This is a genomic window from Rothia sp. HMSC064D08 (assembly GCF_001809525.1).
GTDB lineage: Bacteria > Actinomycetota > Actinomycetes > Actinomycetales > Micrococcaceae > Rothia > Rothia dentocariosa.
In genome coordinates this window covers 40,139-55,393 of record NZ_KV797895.1, presented here as the reverse complement: position 1 = coordinate 55,393, position 15,255 = coordinate 40,139, and the positions used below count along the sequence as shown (strand labels likewise).

General features: G+C 52.3%; 17 protein-coding genes, 1 tRNA gene and 1 rRNA gene. 8 read left to right on the top strand and 11 right to left on the bottom strand.

Annotated elements, in window-relative coordinates; all coding sequences use genetic code 11:
* Positions 1-14 precede the first annotated feature (14 nt).
* Positions 15-1,145, top strand: a complete 1,131-nt coding sequence (locus HMPREF2625_RS02410) for an LLM class flavin-dependent oxidoreductase (RefSeq protein WP_070521368.1) — start codon at positions 15-17, stop codon at positions 1,143-1,145.
* A 24-nt stretch (positions 1,146-1,169) separates the two neighbouring features.
* Positions 1,170-1,991, top strand: coding sequence for a CE1759 family FMN reductase (locus HMPREF2625_RS02405; protein WP_083295594.1), 822 nt, complete (start codon positions 1,170-1,172; stop codon positions 1,989-1,991).
* A 182-nt stretch (positions 1,992-2,173) separates the two neighbouring features.
* Here HMPREF2625_RS02405 and HMPREF2625_RS02400 read toward each other — a convergent pair whose 3' ends face one another.
* The 4 genes from HMPREF2625_RS02400 to HMPREF2625_RS02385 all read right to left on the bottom strand — a co-directional run bounded on the left by HMPREF2625_RS02400 (position 2,174) and on the right by HMPREF2625_RS02385 (position 6,056).
* On the bottom strand, positions 2,174-2,557 hold the full coding sequence (locus HMPREF2625_RS02400; protein ID WP_070521361.1) for a hypothetical protein: 384 nt from the start codon (positions 2,555-2,557) through the stop codon (positions 2,174-2,176).
* A 9-nt stretch (positions 2,558-2,566) separates the two neighbouring features.
* Positions 2,567-2,998 carry a hypothetical protein gene (locus HMPREF2625_RS02395; RefSeq protein ID WP_004005908.1) on the bottom strand — a complete coding sequence of 144 codons (432 nt, stop codon included), beginning with the start codon at positions 2,996-2,998 and terminating at the stop codon, positions 2,567-2,569.
* 172 nt (positions 2,999-3,170) lie between these two features.
* Positions 3,171-4,913 (bottom strand): cation:proton antiporter, encoded by a 1,743-nt coding sequence (locus HMPREF2625_RS02390; protein ID WP_070521358.1) that lies wholly within the window; start codon positions 4,911-4,913, stop codon positions 3,171-3,173.
* A gap of 252 nt (positions 4,914-5,165) precedes the next feature.
* Positions 5,166-6,056 carry a biotin synthase gene (locus HMPREF2625_RS02385; RefSeq protein ID WP_070521354.1) on the bottom strand — a complete coding sequence of 297 codons (891 nt, stop codon included), beginning with the start codon at positions 6,054-6,056 and terminating at the stop codon, positions 5,166-5,168.
* A 160-nt stretch (positions 6,057-6,216) separates the two neighbouring features.
* On the opposite strand from HMPREF2625_RS02385, the gene HMPREF2625_RS11150 reads away from it, so the two are divergent.
* From HMPREF2625_RS11150 to HMPREF2625_RS02360, 5 genes are all read left to right on the top strand, one after another.
* Positions 6,217-6,810, top strand: a complete 594-nt coding sequence (locus HMPREF2625_RS11150; protein WP_037231446.1) for a TetR/AcrR family transcriptional regulator — start codon at positions 6,217-6,219, stop codon at positions 6,808-6,810.
* 126 nt (positions 6,811-6,936) lie between these two features.
* The gene (locus HMPREF2625_RS02375) at positions 6,937-8,328 is read left to right on the top strand and encodes a galactokinase (RefSeq protein WP_070521351.1); all 1,392 of its coding nucleotides are present in this window, start codon (positions 6,937-6,939) and stop codon (positions 8,326-8,328) included.
* 101 nt (positions 8,329-8,429) lie between these two features.
* A complete protein-coding gene (locus HMPREF2625_RS02370; protein ID WP_004005912.1) occupies positions 8,430-8,594 on the top strand; it encodes a hypothetical protein in 165 nt (54 codons plus the stop codon).
* A gap of 231 nt (positions 8,595-8,825) precedes the next feature.
* A complete protein-coding gene (locus tag HMPREF2625_RS02365; protein ID WP_013398139.1) occupies positions 8,826-9,131 on the top strand; it encodes a glutaredoxin domain-containing protein in 306 nt (101 codons plus the stop codon).
* A gap of 19 nt (positions 9,132-9,150) precedes the next feature.
* Positions 9,151-9,969: a shikimate 5-dehydrogenase gene (locus HMPREF2625_RS02360; protein ID WP_070521346.1), complete on the top strand. Its 819-nt coding sequence runs from the start codon at positions 9,151-9,153 to the stop codon at positions 9,967-9,969.
* Between the two features lie 362 nt (positions 9,970-10,331).
* Here HMPREF2625_RS02360 and HMPREF2625_RS02355 read toward each other — a convergent pair whose 3' ends face one another.
* Together HMPREF2625_RS02355 and HMPREF2625_RS02350 are read right to left on the bottom strand one after the other, a co-directional pair.
* Complete coding sequence (locus tag HMPREF2625_RS02355) at positions 10,332-10,973, bottom strand: rhomboid family intramembrane serine protease (RefSeq protein WP_246826074.1); 642 nt, start codon at positions 10,971-10,973, stop codon at positions 10,332-10,334.
* Between the two features lie 272 nt (positions 10,974-11,245).
* Positions 11,246-11,773, bottom strand: a complete 528-nt coding sequence (locus HMPREF2625_RS02350) for a peptidylprolyl isomerase (RefSeq protein ID WP_070521340.1) — start codon at positions 11,771-11,773, stop codon at positions 11,246-11,248.
* A 218-nt stretch (positions 11,774-11,991) separates the two neighbouring features.
* Between HMPREF2625_RS02350 and HMPREF2625_RS02345 the strand changes: the two genes are divergently transcribed.
* Positions 11,992-12,333: a hypothetical protein gene (locus tag HMPREF2625_RS02345; protein WP_013398143.1), complete on the top strand. Its 342-nt coding sequence runs from the start codon at positions 11,992-11,994 to the stop codon at positions 12,331-12,333.
* Between the two features lie 144 nt (positions 12,334-12,477).
* Here the strand turns inward: HMPREF2625_RS02345 and HMPREF2625_RS02340 are convergent, their stop codons facing one another.
* The 5 genes from HMPREF2625_RS02340 to HMPREF2625_RS02320 all read right to left on the bottom strand — a co-directional run bounded on the left by HMPREF2625_RS02340 (position 12,478) and on the right by HMPREF2625_RS02320 (position 15,225).
* A complete protein-coding gene (locus HMPREF2625_RS02340) occupies positions 12,478-12,867 on the bottom strand; it encodes a hypothetical protein (protein ID WP_070521335.1) in 390 nt (129 codons plus the stop codon).
* A 335-nt stretch (positions 12,868-13,202) separates the two neighbouring features.
* Positions 13,203-13,319 (bottom strand): 5S ribosomal RNA (gene rrf, locus HMPREF2625_RS02335).
* Positions 13,320-13,322: 3 nt separating this feature from the next.
* A tRNA-Ala gene (locus tag HMPREF2625_RS02330) sits at positions 13,323-13,395 on the bottom strand.
* Positions 13,396-13,478: 83 nt separating this feature from the next.
* Positions 13,479-14,522 (bottom strand): Tat (twin-arginine translocation) pathway signal sequence, encoded by a 1,044-nt coding sequence (locus HMPREF2625_RS02325; RefSeq protein WP_070521331.1) that lies wholly within the window; start codon positions 14,520-14,522, stop codon positions 13,479-13,481.
* 217 nt (positions 14,523-14,739) lie between these two features.
* On the bottom strand, positions 14,740-15,225 hold the full coding sequence (locus HMPREF2625_RS02320; protein WP_004005920.1) for a DUF3349 domain-containing protein: 486 nt from the start codon (positions 15,223-15,225) through the stop codon (positions 14,740-14,742).
* Positions 15,226-15,255 lie beyond the last annotated feature (30 nt).

Genomic DNA, 15,255 nt, shown 5'->3' with positions numbered 1-15,255 from the left:
AAAGGACAAAAATCATGCAATTCGGTATCTTTAGCGTTGGCGATATCACGACCAACCCGGTTACGGGCAAGACCGTCAGCGAATACGAACGTCAGAAGAACATCGTCGAAATCGCCAAGAAGGCAGAAGAAGTCGGTCTGGATGTGTTCGCCGTCGGGCAGCACCACAACCCGCCGTTCATCGCCTCCTCCCCCACAACCACGCTCGCGTATATCGCGGCGCAGACGAAGAATATCATTCTTTCCACCTCGACCACGCTGATTACAACTACCGATCCGGTGCGCATCGCCGAGGATTACGGAACCCTGCAACATCTTGCCGATGGTCGCACCGATCTGATGCTCGGCCGCGGCAACACCGGACCCGTCTATCCCTGGTTCGGCAAGGATATTCGCGAGGGCGTAAACCTCGCTATCGAGAACTATGCTCTGTTACATAAGCTCTGGCGCGAAGAGCGTGTGAATTGGTCGGGGCGCTTCCGCACGCCGCTCAACGGATTTACCTCAACCCCGCGCCCGCTCAACGGTGTTGCCCCGTTCGTATGGCACGGCAGCATCCGTACTCCCGAAATTGCGGAGCAGGCGGCATACTACGGCGACGGCTTCTTCCACAACAATATCTTCTGGCCTAAGGAACACACGCAGCGCATGATTGAGCTGTACCGCGAACGCTACGAATATTACGGTCACGGCAGTGCCGATCAGGCTATCGTAGGTCTGGGTGGGCAGATCTTTATGCGCAAGAATTCGCAGGATGCGCGCCGCGAGTTCCGCCCCTTCTTTGATAACGCCCCGGTCTACGGCGGCGGTCCGTCGATGGAGGACTTCATGGAGCAGACCCCGCTGACCGTGGGTTCGCCACAGGAGGTTATTGAGAAGACCCTGAGCTTCCGCGATTATGCGGGGGACTACCAGCGTCAGATGTTCCTGATCGACCATGCGGGTCTGGAATTAAAGACCGTGCTGGAACAGCTGGATCTGTTGGGTGAAGAGGTTGTGCCGGTACTGCGCAAAGAGTTTGCAGCACTGAAACCCGCCCACGTGCCGGAGGCACCCACCCACGCCTCGCTGATCGACCGTAAGGAACGCGGTGAAGAACCCATTCCCGGCGGTACGCGTGCTCAGCAAGCCCAGCGGGCTGCGTAATTACGGGCGATTGTTAGGAGGAGCATGATGACGAAGACTCTCACGATTGCCGTGGTGAGCGCTGGACTCTCTAACCCGTCGAGCACCGCCCTGTTAGCGGATCAGATCACGGCGGAAACGCGACGCCAGCTTAACGCTGCCGCCGATGTGCAGATACAGGTGGAGCGTATCGAGTTACGTGAGCTGGGAAATGCTATTATGCAGTATTTCCTCACCGGCATTCCAACCCCGGCACTTGATCAGGCTCATGCCACGCTTGCACGGGCGCACGGTGTTATCACGGCTACCCCGATCTTCAAGGCGAGCTATTCGGGCCTTTTTAAGTCCTTCTGGGATACCGTCGAGGAAGGGGCGCTGGCAGGCAAGGTGATTCTTCCGGCGGCAACCGGTGGTACGGCTCGGCATTCGCTGGCCTTGGAAACCTCTCTTCGCCCGCTTCTGGCGTATATGAAGGGCATCGTTATTCCGAGCGGACTCTTTGCGGCGACTGATGATTTCGGAACGGACAATACTTTGCCGAAGCGCATCCAGGCTTCGGTCCAGGAGTTTGCAGGTCTCTTGGTCAAGCTTCATGGAGTTCAGGTATCTGCCACCTCCGAGTCTTCTGGGGGTTATCCCACAGCTGTGGCGGTTACCAGTGCACAGACTGATGGTGCCCTGGTTGGGACTGATGACTATGATGAAGCATCGGGTGCCAATAGCGGTTCATTCTCTTTGGCATTGCCAAGGGTGCCGCAGTTATCAATGCCGGTTCAGGCGATGATCCGCATCGCCTTACAGTCACCCCGTTTGAGCAGCTTCTTCAGGATGCTCACAACGGGTAACGATTATCTCGCGTGCGGTTAGATATAAGGGTGGGCGGACTATCAAAACCCGCCCACCCCTATATTCTTATTTTGGAATATATACCTGCTGACATGGCAATATTCCATAATTGACATAAGAAAATATAGGGGAGATTCAGTACAAAAGTGCACCGAATCTCCCCTTACTATCAGGTCTTCTGTGAGGGCGAATATACACCACGCTCATCTCTTGAAGGGCTTACGCTCTTCGACAGAAGCAGCATCTTTTACCCCATTCTCCACAACCTCTGGAGCATCAGGAAGATCCTCTGGCAGAGGTTCTGCATCCATATCCACAGCCGGTTCGGCAACTTCTTCATCAAGACGCTGCACCACCGGTTCGCCGATCTCTAGTTCTGATTCATCGGGACGTTTGAGCTGAGCGCCAAGATGCGTCAGTTGATCGCGGTTAACCAAGACAACTAACACCAAAGCGTTCAGGAAAAGACCAACAATAAAGAAAATCCAGCCGATCAGCATAAACCTTCCTCCACTGAGTACAGCACCTACTATCAGCAGTGCCGCCGAGCATAGATATGCGGGTGAGAGAAGGAATTTTGTGTTCATAGCAGACCTTTAGCGAACGTTTGAGCGTGGGTGAGAGCCTCGTGAACCGTTGGGTTTTGAGGGAAGAACTCCAAGTTTACCGGCGTCAGACTCGCGGGTCGAAGACTGCGCGGCTTCATCCGATGCGGAGTTTTCTTCTTCACCATCATAAGCCCCGTCATCACCCTCAGGACTGTCATGACGCTCCGCATTTTTATCGCGCATAGCGCCCACAAGGTTATTTTCCATCTCACTTAAGCTTGTCACTAAAGCGGGCGTAGGCTCTCCTTGAGCCTTGGAAATAGTGACCATGTGTGCAAGAACGTTCAATCCCAGCGCGGCAAGAACTAGAATCCATCCGAGCCACAGCAGCCATGTCTGTGAGAGGCTAATCAGCAAGGCACCGACCACGATAAGAAGTAGGGAGGTGAGATAGGCGGGCGAAAGTTTTTTAGAATTCATGGGTTTTCACAGCTTTTCAATTATGAAGAAACGCATAAAATATTCGTACACATTATGCGTTTGAACGGCGTAAAATTCCTCTTAATCCAATTTTAGATGATATGAGGTCTCAAAGCATTTCATACCGTGAATTTCCTTAATTTTCCCAGGTTCACGGTGTGAAAATCATAGCTTAACGTTGTTCATCAAATATGGCATTAGAAACATATGGCGAAGAAGGGGCATCCTTCACGATGGGAATAGTCGAAGTTCCCAGATGACTGCGGAGCATGTTATACCTTTCAAGAGCTACGCTTCCGGCGGGCAACGAAGGCAGAATAAAGTTATTATTTGTGCGCACATTCTCAGCCTGAACCAGAATATCCAACTTACGAATTACTCGGGAAACATCGTGGGAATCGTAACGATCCTGAGCTGAAATTACCGCACGCTGTGCCGCCATCAGCGCCGCATCACGCAGGCGAATATAGTCGCTTCGCTTATCCTTGAGCTTTTCGATATGGGGTTTATATTCCTCGGGCAGGCTCTCGATAATCTCATCACGGCGAGTAATAGCGGTGTACATATCCTTCACGCGGGCGTAGGTCTCTGGATCAACCGTTGCCTTTGCTTCTTCCTGCAGGGCTTCCAAAGCCGCATTCTGAGCCAGTTTGAGCAGTTCGGGAACGGCGGTATCTTCCTCATGGTTCACCTGCACCTTCAGGATCCTCACCACAAACGGCAGGGTCAGCCCGGGCACCACAAGGGTAAAGAACAGAATCGAAATCATCATCACGATAGCGTCTTCACGCACCTGTTCCATACCGTCGATCATGGGAATAGAGAGCGCAAGAATCAGGGTCACTAGGCCGCGCATCCCCGACCAGGTCATCACGATAACCTCGGCGAAGGATTCGGGAGCACCTTCATGCACCGGGCGGGCAGCCTTACCAATCAGCCAGATGACTGTGAACCACACAAGACGAATTATCATCGCGACCACAGCAATAACGGCACCATCGACGAAGAGACCGGCAATACGCTCTGAGTTGGCTTTATAGATAATTTCGCTCGCCTGCAGACCGATCAGCCCGAAAGCAATACCGGTCATAAGCAATTCAATAATCTGCCAGAAAGATGAGGTTGTTAGACGATCCTCCGCTTCTAAGGCCACCAAATACTTAGTGCTGGTGAATTGAATTGCGGCGATCACCACGGCAATAACGCCGGATGCGTGAATATTTTCTGCCACCAGGTAGGCAGCGAAGGGAATCACAAGAGTTACGGCATTTCTCGTCACCACATCGTGTGCGCGCAGACGCACATAACCACCGATCCAGCCAAACGCAAAACCGATAATAACCGCCAGAACCGAGCCTAAAGCGAAGTCCCTCATAACTTCGAGTGGTTCAATGGCGTGGTGTTCCTCCATCGCATGAATAGCAGCATGAAAGAGCACAATCGATATAGCATCGTTGAAACTACCCTCAGTCTGAAGCGTGCCAATCAGACGTCGTGGAATACCGACCGGCTCGGCGACGGCCTCAACAGCAACGGGGTCAGGGGGTGAAACTGCGGCACCGAGCGCCAGGGCGACAGCGACCGTCATTCCGGGAACCCACCACAGGGCAACACCGGCAACGGCAAGCGCAGATGCCGTGGTGAGCAGTACCGAATATAGGAGAACGGACTTCCAGCGGCGCCGGAGTGTACCCCAGGAGAATTTCACACCGATGGCCCACAGCAGCGGCGGCAGGAAGATCGGCAGAATAATATCGCTGTCGATTTCAATATGGGGTCGATCGGGAGGTAGCAGCAGCGCTCCAACACCCAGGATGGTCATCATCACGGGCCAGGGAAGATTAAGGCGATCACCAACGCTCACCATAATGACTGTTGCAAGTAGAATCAGAACTATAACGGATAAGTAGAGCATTGTCTCTCGTATCAACCCCTTGTATTTTTAGATACACTCATACTCAACTTTACCGGAGAGTCACAGGTAACAGCCCTTCTCGCAGGAGAGTTCGGGTAATGTTCACCTACAAGACGAATAACCGTAAGGTAATACTATTCCAATTTTGGAATATATCGTTTTTGCCCCGCAAAAACAGGGAACCCCTTTACCAAAATTAACCTCTGCGATCTTGGTGAAGGGGCAATTATGTTGCATGAGGGAAGCTAGATACTATGCCGACCCACAGCCACCGGAACCGCATCCGCACCCACCGGAGGCAGCGGGTTTCGGAGTCTCAACCGGCTGAGCTGAATCATGCCCACCGCGGCATCCACCTTCGGAATGCGCGTGCTGATCCGTCGAGACGGAATCGGATCCGCAGCCGCCCGAGCCACAGCCGCATCCGCCCGAGGATGCGGCAGGCTCGCTTTCGTGTCCGCCGCAGCATCCGCCGCCATCAACGGAACCGCAGGCTGAGCCGCGTGCCTCACGGTGACCCATCAAATCAACGCCGAGATCCGAAAGATACGCCAGGTACCCAGCGAGCGCATCGCGACTGCCCGAACCGGCGATCACGATCCCGCCGTGACGCAGTGCTTTGAGGGTTTCATTGACGAGCGGCCAACGCTCAATATCATCGGTAATGGTAATAGCACTCACAATATGCATGGCCAGAGATGCCAGCGAACGCAGTGAGTCTTCGTAGCCTTCGGGAAGGTGAATAACCTTATCGGGGGCAGCAAGCCGCAAGACAGAGAGGATGCGCATCAGCGTCATCGGAATCGCCTGCTGAGGTAGTTTTACGGTAATGCCGGTAGATTTCCCAGCTCCTAAAGCCACCATCCGGTCAGCGAGTTCATGAGAATCAATATCTTGGCTTATATCTAAAATTTCATAAGAATCAATAGAAATTGAACGTGTACCTAATGCTTCAGCTAATTCCTCATCTTCAGTATGAATTGCTATTACATTGCGAAATTCTTGGCGGCGAAGTGCAGATGCTGCTTCAATAAGCGCAAAATCTTGACCGTCTTCAGTGCTCAGAAGCGACTGCGCTTCATCGCGGGTCAATCCTTCTCCCCCGCTAATGCGTGCCACAAGTTCGGAATATGCGTTACTCATACCATTTATTAAACACCTACGTAAGCCTCAATTTTTACAGTTATGCCACTAGCAATTTCTATAGTTTTCTACATAAATACAATTACTTCTTCATACTCTTTACGAGAATTTATAGGTGTTTTTCATGACAGCAGAGAGATTTCACCCGTAAAATAGACGTGTGGTACTTTCTCAAGCAAAAATTTTAGACACAGCATTTGATCTTCTGGTAACCAATGGTTTAGCGGATTTGTCGATGCGCCGTTTGGCAGCTGAACTTCAAGTTGCTCCCGGCGCCCTCTATTACCATGTCAAGAATAAACAGCACCTTTTGGTGCTTCTTGCGAACTATATCTTGGATAAGAAAGCTCCAAAGGAGCTTCTTATGCCCGCGGATTCTAAGGATCCAGAGGCAGTGAAAGAGTCCTTGATCGTGCGCGGACAGGTTCTTTTCGAGACTATTTATTCCATTCCAGAATTTCCTGAAGTTATTCGCCTGGCATTGGCAACTAATCCTGAGCGGCTCAAGCCCGTGGCGGCCATTGCCTATGACGCTCAAAATATGGGGTTTGAGCCTGGGGAGGCGCTGCGCCGCGCCCGCATGCTCATTCACCTTGCCTTGAGCCTGGTGGAAGAGGCACAGGCTATTCCTGTATTGACTTCGCTGACTGCGGAAGCTGAAGAGAATCCCCTGCAGGAAATTCCTAAGCCGGTGTGTGAAGCATATACGGCTGATATTTCCACCGCGATCGATGGGCTCATGCTCTCCAAATAATTCCCGCATACAGATGCATATGCATCAGCCGGGGCTGCTGCCGTTGTGCAGTCGTGCCCCGGTACGCAGGCGTGCAGATGGTATGTTGAAGAGTACCGTTTTATCGCATTGCCTGAATGGAGTTCTATGACGACCACCGCAATCCCGCAGTGGGTTTCTCTGCCCGAGCATCAGGATGAAATTCAGCGGGTACGCCAAGCGTTTCGACAGACCTACGGTAAAGAGCCTGATGGGGTATGGTCCGCTCCCGGTCGTTTGAACCTCTTGGGTGAATACATCGACTTTCTGGGTGGTTCGTGCATGCCCATGCCGCTACCCTACCGTACCTACATTGCGGGGTCGCTGCGCCGAGACGGGGTGCTGCGCGCATCCTCTCTGCAGATGCCCGGAGACGAGCGCACAATCGTGATTCGGGATATTCAACCCGGGCACATTAAGGGCTGGTTCACCTATGTTGCCGGTGTTGCGTGGGCGATGAATCATGAGGGTGGCCGCGATATTATGCTTCCCGGCCAGTTCGGGGCTGATTTGCTCATTAACTCGCGGGTTCCCGTGGGAGGGGGGCTTTCTTCGTCCGCCGCTTTAGAATGCTCCACAGCACTGGCGCTTCTTGACCTTTCCTGCCCGCTGCGCCCCGGTTGCCCGGATACCGATGCGGTTCCTTCCGACCGCTCCCCCGATAACGATGCACTCCGGGCTCGCTTAGCGCAGGTATGCATCACCGCAGAGAATAAAGTTGCGGGTGCCCATACCGGCGGGCTCGATCAGACAGCGTCGCTGCGGTCAAAGCCAGGTCAAGCTTTGGTCGTCGATTTCCGTGATTTTTCGATAGACCCTATTCATCTGAACCTGCAGAAGCACGGGCTAAGTTTTCTTGTTGTTGATACGAATACCCCGCACGCGCTGGCACATAATGGTTTTGCCGCCCGGCGTGCCGCCTCTGAATCGTGTGTGCAAGCTCTTGGTCTCACCTATCTGCGTGATGCTCTTCCCGAAGATCTTACGTGTGCACACCACGATGAGCGCGAGGCTAAAGAGTGGCGTTTGGAACTGGTAGATTCTTCGGTTAATCGTTCTCTAACAGCGTTGGAAGAACGTGAGGGTCCGGCAACTTTCCCGCGCGGTTGGGTCCGCCATGCGTTTCACGATATGACGCTGGTGGGGCGCGCCAGCTACCTGCTCAAACATGCGGATGAGCTGGGGTATCGGGCTTTTGAAGAGGCCGGGCGCATCTTTACCGAGTCCTTTATTTCGATGCGCGACGAGCTTCGCGTTTCCCGCCCAGAGATCGACGCTGCGGTTGAAGCCTGCCTGGCACACGGGGCCTTAGGGGCGCGCATCGTTGGAGGCGGTTTCGGCGGCGCCGTGATGGCTCTTGTTAAAACATCCCGACTTGAGGAAACAGCTCAGGCGATCGCCCAAGCATACGCCGAACACGGGTACGCCGAGCCTCGTTTTCTGCCAATGGTTACCGGTTTTCCTGCGGATTGTGATTGGCTCTCGGAGAACTTTAGATAAATTTCACCCTAACTCATGTCATGATATTTCGAGGGTTGTTTATACTCTGTACAACCTCTACACTGTGTTTCAACCAGTCACCCAAAATAAAGGAGAGTCTTATGGGTTTCGATCCGAAGAACATCGTCGAGCAGGGCATCGACAAGGCAAAGAACCTCGTTAACGACAAGGCAGGTAAGGAAGTCGTCAACGACGAGCACACCTCGAAGGCCGAAGAGGTCGTCAATGAGAACGTCCAGAAGATTACCGATAAGTTCGGTAAGTAAGACTCTAGTCTTCAAGAATTCCCCGCATTCATTTTCATGATGCGGGGAATTTTTCTGTATTCGAAGGCCTTTACCAGCAGATTCATGATTCTTTCGCCTATGCTGGAATTATTGTCTCAAACGCTCTGTTTTTGTAGTGTTAGACAGCCCGCATGCAGTCTGTTGCTTTACCCCGATGGGTCACAGTAACCGCGGCGGGTTCCCTATTGTGTTATACCTTTGGAGATCAAAATGCTCGAACGTCAGCAAGCAACCCAAGAAGACGCACGCAAAGTTCAGGAAGACGGCGGAGTCGTCATCTATTGGCGCCCTGGATGCCCCTTCTGCGAGCGCCTCGATTCGTCGTTAGGCGATCTGGGTAATCACGCAACCTGGGTTAATATTTGGGAGGATCCTCAGGCGGAGGCCCATGTGAAGAGCCTCAACGACGGCAACGCGGTTGTTCCCACGCTCGATACCGGCGATATGCATTTCGTGGTGGCTGACCGACAAACCCGCGAAAAAGCCGCAACTCTCATTCGCAACACTCTTTCCTAAACCACCGAAGGACTCCCCTATGCCGCGTCCACCACTGAACCGTGATACGACCCTTTGCATTTCCCTGTCTGGACGACCGTCAAACCACGGCATCAAGTTCCACAATTATCTGTACGAGAAACACGGCCTTGATTACCTGTATAAGGCGATGACTACCACGGATATTGAGGGTGCTATCGCGGGTGTGCGCGCCCTGGGTATTCGCGGATGTTCCGTTTCTATGCCCTTCAAACAGGCGGTTATTCCGCTCATGGACGAGGTCGATCATTCGGCGCAGGTCATTGGGGCGGTCAATACTATCGTCAATACGGACGGGTACCTGCACGCCTACAATACCGACGTGATTGCAGTAGCTTCCTTGCTGAAATCGCATACTGTTGATCCTAAGCTGCCGTTTCTTCTGCGCGGTTCAGGCGGCATGGCGGCGGCCGTTGCGGGTGCCTTCTACGATGCTGGGTTCCGGGCGGGCACTATTATCGCTCGTAATGAGGATGCAGGCACGGCGCTCGCACACAGGTACGGGTATGCGTGGGCGCCTGAACCCGGCGATCTTACCGCTCCAGTGATTGTGAATGTTACCCCGATCGGTATGTCTGGCGGTGCCGAGAGCGAGCAGCTGGCGTACCCGCAACCCACGATCGAGGCGGCGTCGGTGGTATTCGATGTTGTGGCGATGCCTGTGGAAACCCCGCTGATTCGTGCCGCTCGCACTGCCGGTCGTGAGGTTATCACGGGCGGCGAGGTGATTGCTCTGCAGGCGGCTGAACAATTCCGGCTGTATACGGGCGTCACGCTTAGCCCCGATGACATTGCTCAGGCTGAGGCGCAGGCGAACTAGTCCGTACAAGCGTTCCTCTGGGTGCAGTTCGTTGATCGAGCTGCACCCGTTTTTTGTAATTACACATCCTGGGTTTTAAGTTTTCCACAGGTGGGGATAAACATGGGGAAAACCTTACATGCCTGTAATTTCGAGATGATAAAGCCTTCTATCCACAGGTATTTACGGGGTACTAACAAATGTGAAATTACATCACTGTAGTTATTCACAGTGTGGAAAACTCATGTGGATAATCAAAAAATACAGGTGTTTTTCTGTGTTTTAAAGCAATCGGTGGACCACCGTATCCCACCCTGTCCCCACGGGGAAAATTGGGATGCTGCGGCCCACCGAAAATTAGTTATCCACAGGTTTTTCGAGCGTTACCTTTGGATACTTCGTGTTCGCTGAATAATCTGAGGTGCTAAAAGCGCAGCCGTAGCAAGAGCACCGATCACAAAACCGCCCGCGTGAGCCTGCCAGGAAATCCCGGGAACGAGGAAGCCAAAGGCAACGTTCACAGCGATCATAATCATGAGGGCCCGTATATTATCCCGTTCGCGCAGAACCACCATAATCACCAGGTAGGCACCGATCAGCCCGAAAATACCGCCGGATGCGCCCACAACCTCCGCCGTTGGATCATCCAGAAGAAGCACGCCAAAAGAACCGCCTACGATGGAGAGCAGATATACGAGCAGGTACCGCCACCATCCCATCATCTGTTCAAGGGCAATACCAAAGATATAGAGGGAGAGCATATTCATCACAATATGTGAGTAATCGTTCTGTGAGTGCAAGAAACCACTGGTCAGCACACGATAGTACTCCCCCGTAAATTCGGTGTAGTCCCATTTCAGGGCAAACATGGAATACACCCAGTACTGCGGGATGATGAGCTGAAGCAGATATACCACTACGTTAATCCCGATCAGGGTGTAAGTTACGTAGGGAACGAACCTGCGCGGTGCGCGCGCCTGATATTGGCGTCCATATAGCTCTCGGTAGCAGTCAGGACAGATCATCCCGACATCCAGATTAATTTGGCATTCCCCGCAGGCGGGACGCATGCACCGTTTACACCGTGCATAGCTCACACGGTCGGAATGCCGCGGGCAGGTGGGCTCCGTCTGAGAGCTATTTTGCTGTGGATTAGATGAGTAGTCCACGTTTTTCCTTTCATACGCTCTTACTCAGTCCCTCGGTTCCCGTGGTTTGGCTCATGGATACGAGAAGAACGCAGATACGGTGAAGGACCCGTCCCGGTTGCCCAGGCGGGTCCTTTCCCAGCACGAAATTAGAGTTTCTTGATGTCGATTGAAGAGATAACGACATCCTTCACCGGGCGATCCTGTGCACCGGTTTCAACGCTTTCAATAGCGTCTACAACCTTCTTTGAATCCTCGTCAGCAACCTCACCGAAGATGGTGTGGCGACCGTTCAGCCAAGGAGTCTCTGCCGTGGTAATGAAGAACTGTGATCCGTTGGTGCCGGGGCCTGCGTTCGCCATTGCGAGCAGGTAGGGCTTAGAGAAAGAAAGCTCGGGGTGAATCTCGTCCTTGAACTGGTAGCCGGGGCCGCCAATACCCATGCCGAGAGGGTCACCGCCTTGAATCATGAAGTCCTTGATAATACGGTGGAACACCACATCTTTGTAGAGCGGAGTGTTCATGACCTCGCCGCTGCGGGGGTGCTTCCACTCTTTAGAACCGTCTGCCAGACCGATAAAGTTCTCAACGGTCAGCGGTGCATGGTTGCCAAAGAGATCAACGACGATATCACCGTAGTTGGTGTGAATAGTTGCTTGAGCTGTTGCATTAGTCATAGGTCTATTTTGTCATGTTGTCTCTATGATGCGCTAGAAGCCGCGCTATCACGGCGTCACGTTAAATTTAGCCTGCTGAGAAAACACGGGCGGTTTATCAGTATTTTTAGCTGAGGTGAGGGTTTCAACAAGCATTTTTCAGGGTAATTCCTTATGCTGAGAGGTGAACATTTACCCGCGTACGTGAGGTATTGCGGTATGACTAATGGAGGTTCACGATGTTCTGCAAAAAGCGCAAGGCTCGTAAAGCCGCGAAGAATTCGGCTGTCGTCGCCGCTATGGCCATGGCAGAGAAGGCCGATGACCTGAATATCCCCGGGCACGCAGATATGTTTGCTGAGAAGCTCACCGGCAAGAAAAAAGCCATGAAGAAGGCTCGCAAAACCGCCTCGAAAACCGCACGCAAGGCTCATAAAGAGCTGGCACGCATCGAGCGAAACGGCGGTAAGCGCCCCCGTAAGGGTCTAGCCCTGGTGGGTCTGGTTCTTGCGCTGGGTATTGGAGGCGTTGCCGCCTACAACGCGGCCCGTCCGGTTGAAGACCCCTGGAAGAGCGCCTAGTTACCCCTCTCCCCATATCCGAAAAGCCATTTTCTTGATTCCCCTGTTCTACAGGGTGGATCGCGGAAGATGGCTTTTCTGTTTTAAGGTTCCTCTAACGAGGTCATATAAGTCTGATGCCAAACCAACGTGCAAACACGTAGTTCACTGTGTATGTCCAGTGGGTTCTAGAAGCTTCAAGATGGCAATCGAGGCGAAGAGAGCCGATACCAACCAGAGGAGATCTCCCCAGCCGAAAGGTCGAAAGAATGCGACGCCAAAACCCGTGATCATCGCGGATACAGCTGCCAAGATTACCGAGGCGGTCAAGGGAATACGGCGTGGCAGAAAGAAGTGGGCGGTCCACAGTAAAGCCATCAGGAAGAAAATGGCGGATAGTCCTCGCCACCACGGTTCCAACTTGGCGATCCCGGTATCGTCCGAGGTGGCAACTGCGGCTACCCAGCCGATGATAACCAGTGCCATAACGGCCACGGTCATAAGACCTGAAGCCACGCGGGAAATATCGTTATCCTTTTTCGTCATATCGGTCATCAAGGTGCTCCTATCGCCCGGGCAGAGCTTCTATCCCACTGTTAACACCTATCACGGTTAGATCACTTAGATCACAGAGGGCGGCGCCAAAAGCATCATTGGACGGATATTGGGCTGAATATTCAGCGCCGCAGCAGATAGAGTCTGCTGAATTATCTGGTGAAGAAGACTATTTCGACAAGGATAAGTCATATGCACAGCAGAAGGCTAGTAGGTTCGGTATCGTGCAGACATGCATTCTGACCATTAGCCCGTTTTATATATGCAGCAAGTAGGCAGATATAACAAAGCAAAGAGGCCTCAGACGTCATGTCTGAGGCCTCTTCGGAAAACTAGTCCGGCGACAACCTACTCTCCCACACCCATCAAAGTGCAGTACCATCAGCGCAAAGAGGCTTAGCTACTGGGTTCGGAATGGAACCAGGCGTTTCCCTCTCACTATAATCACCGAAACGTGGAGGCGAGGGGACTCGAACCCCTAACCCTCTGCTTGCAAAGCAGATGCGCTACCAATTGCGCCACGCCCCCGCGGTGCTCTACTACTATAAACTACTTTTTATAACGTAAGCAAATCCAGCAGAGCGTTTCTGATGAGAAGTACATCACAAGATTTACAGACCCCTAAAAATTGTTTCCTTCACACGAATGTGCATTTCTTTGAGCCCCTCCAGCGTAACCCTCTGTTCACGCATATACGTTTGAGCCACATCGACGAGGTCTTCGGGATTTCCATCAATAACAATAATCAGACTGTCCTTCTCCCCCGACTTACGGCTGCTGCTTTTTCCTGAGGTATCGTCTATCCAACGTGCCGTGAAGCTCTTCAAGTTATTGAATTCCTGGGTCTCCATAGCATCCTGAAGCGCCATAGTTATCAGATTCAAACGCTCGGCACCCAAAACCTGAATTGAAATATCCGCAGTAGCACCCGAAGGAACCTGAAGTTTATTGCGCTGTACGGTATATTGCACTCGCATTCCCTGCGAGAACTGCGCGTTTTGCAGGGTTCGCAGATTTTCCTTGATCTTGTTCCATGCGCCCTTCGTGAGGCTTGCATCGACGTCAAGGGTATTCGAATCGTTGTCTTTTTGAATGCTCAACGTATCAACGGCATAGCGAGGTACTGAAACCCCAAGAATTGTTCCCCACTCAGCTTCGGATATTCCTTGTGGGGCAGGAATGGTCATAGCTGCTTCATTATCCGAGGGTTCAAGAGTAATGGACTCGGGGTGTCCATATTCCCACAAGGCCGAAAGAGCACGTGCGGTACCGGCAGAATCTTGTCGCCCACGACTCGTTATCGAGATACGCCCAACAAGTTCAAGATTATCCTCGGAGTTATCGTCCTTGTTCCGACCCTGAATCGTAAATTCTTCGACCTTGAGATAGGTTCCGTCAATATTCTCTCGAATATCGCGCTCCCATTTTTCAAGCTGTTTCCTCCGCGAAACAGTCGCCGCCGCCTCATCGCCTAATATTCCAGCACGGGCAAACTGGGGCATCATCGCAACAACGTCGGCAGCCACGATGCATCCCGCCGTCAGCAAAAGCGAGCGCCTGCTCAGAGAATTCACGCGCTGAGGAACATATTTTTTCCATCCGCTAGACTGAGCATCTTTGTGTGCAACATCGTTATTTTCCGCGTTCTGCGACATTACGATATTCCTTTCACCGGTGAGTGAGATTCTACGTTTTTATCTCTACTCCCAGAATACCCAATACCGTCGCAGAAGAACTCATCAGGACTGTCTCATCCGCTTCACATCACATGAGATTACGTTCAGGCAGATTAGTACGCGCGCCATAAACACTTAAAGCTGTGGGGCAAGAATTACTGCAATTCTTGCCCCACAGCTTTGTCTTCGGATTATCCTAGGCAGATTCAGCTTTTTGAGTCTCTTCTTCATGCTGCCCGGCGTTATTTTGTTCAAGTGCCTCGTTCTGGAGTGTCACATCGGCTGCCGCAAGTTCGGCAATACGGATTTCCCCGGTAGTGGGGTCATCATAGGTGACATATTCAGGATGCCCCTCGATCTCAGTACCGTCATTTACGTGAGTCTCCGATATTAAGAAACCGTGTGCACCTAAAATTTTGGCGACTCGGTCAATATCTTGAGGGGTTGGTGTATGGTCTACCACACGACGAATGTATTCGTTAATGCGTTGGTCACTTACATACGCCTCGCCGCGAGCGGCACGCGACTGCATAAGACGACGCACAACTTCTTGAAGCTGTTCATCAGTCAAACGCATTTTCAAAATTGCCATAACCGCTGCACGGTCTTGAACAGGAACGTCCTTCGGGTAACCGACACTGAGCCAGTCAACAACACGCGAGATGATGTTTTTATCCGGCATCGGATACCTCCTCTATACGTTCATCATATC

Bases quoted from the DNA above. Each gene is read 5' to 3' on its own strand.
- HMPREF2625_RS02410 (WP_070521368.1), top strand. From the start codon at position 15: ATGCAATTCGGTATCTTTAGCGTTGGCGATATCACGACCAACCCGGTT.
- HMPREF2625_RS02405 (WP_083295594.1), top strand. From the start codon at position 1,170: ATGATGACGAAGACTCTCACGATTGCCGTGGTGAGCGCTGGACTCTCT.
- HMPREF2625_RS02400 (WP_070521361.1), bottom strand. From the start codon at position 2,557: ATGAACACAAAATTCCTTCTCTCACCCGCATATCTATGCTCGGCGGCA.
- HMPREF2625_RS02395 (WP_004005908.1), bottom strand. From the start codon at position 2,998: ATGAATTCTAAAAAACTTTCGCCCGCCTATCTCACCTCCCTACTTCTT.
- HMPREF2625_RS02390 (WP_070521358.1), bottom strand. From the start codon at position 4,913: ATGCTCTACTTATCCGTTATAGTTCTGATTCTACTTGCAACAGTCATT.
- HMPREF2625_RS02385 (WP_070521354.1), bottom strand. From the start codon at position 6,056: ATGAGTAACGCATATTCCGAACTTGTGGCACGCATTAGCGGGGGAGAA.
- HMPREF2625_RS02375 (WP_070521351.1), top strand. From the start codon at position 6,937: ATGACGACCACCGCAATCCCGCAGTGGGTTTCTCTGCCCGAGCATCAG.
- HMPREF2625_RS02370 (WP_004005912.1), top strand. From the start codon at position 8,430: ATGGGTTTCGATCCGAAGAACATCGTCGAGCAGGGCATCGACAAGGCA.
- HMPREF2625_RS02365 (WP_013398139.1), top strand. From the start codon at position 8,826: ATGCTCGAACGTCAGCAAGCAACCCAAGAAGACGCACGCAAAGTTCAG.
- HMPREF2625_RS02360 (WP_070521346.1), top strand. From the start codon at position 9,151: ATGCCGCGTCCACCACTGAACCGTGATACGACCCTTTGCATTTCCCTG.
- HMPREF2625_RS02355 (WP_246826074.1), bottom strand. From the start codon at position 10,973: ATGATCTGTCCTGACTGCTACCGAGAGCTATATGGACGCCAATATCAG.
- HMPREF2625_RS02350 (WP_070521340.1), bottom strand. From the start codon at position 11,773: ATGACTAATGCAACAGCTCAAGCAACTATTCACACCAACTACGGTGAT.
- HMPREF2625_RS02345 (WP_013398143.1), top strand. From the start codon at position 11,992: ATGTTCTGCAAAAAGCGCAAGGCTCGTAAAGCCGCGAAGAATTCGGCT.
- HMPREF2625_RS02340 (WP_070521335.1), bottom strand. From the start codon at position 12,867: ATGACCGATATGACGAAAAAGGATAACGATATTTCCCGCGTGGCTTCA.
- HMPREF2625_RS02325 (WP_070521331.1), bottom strand. From the start codon at position 14,522: ATGTCGCAGAACGCGGAAAATAACGATGTTGCACACAAAGATGCTCAG.
- HMPREF2625_RS02320 (WP_004005920.1), bottom strand. From the start codon at position 15,225: ATGCCGGATAAAAACATCATCTCGCGTGTTGTTGACTGGCTCAGTGTC.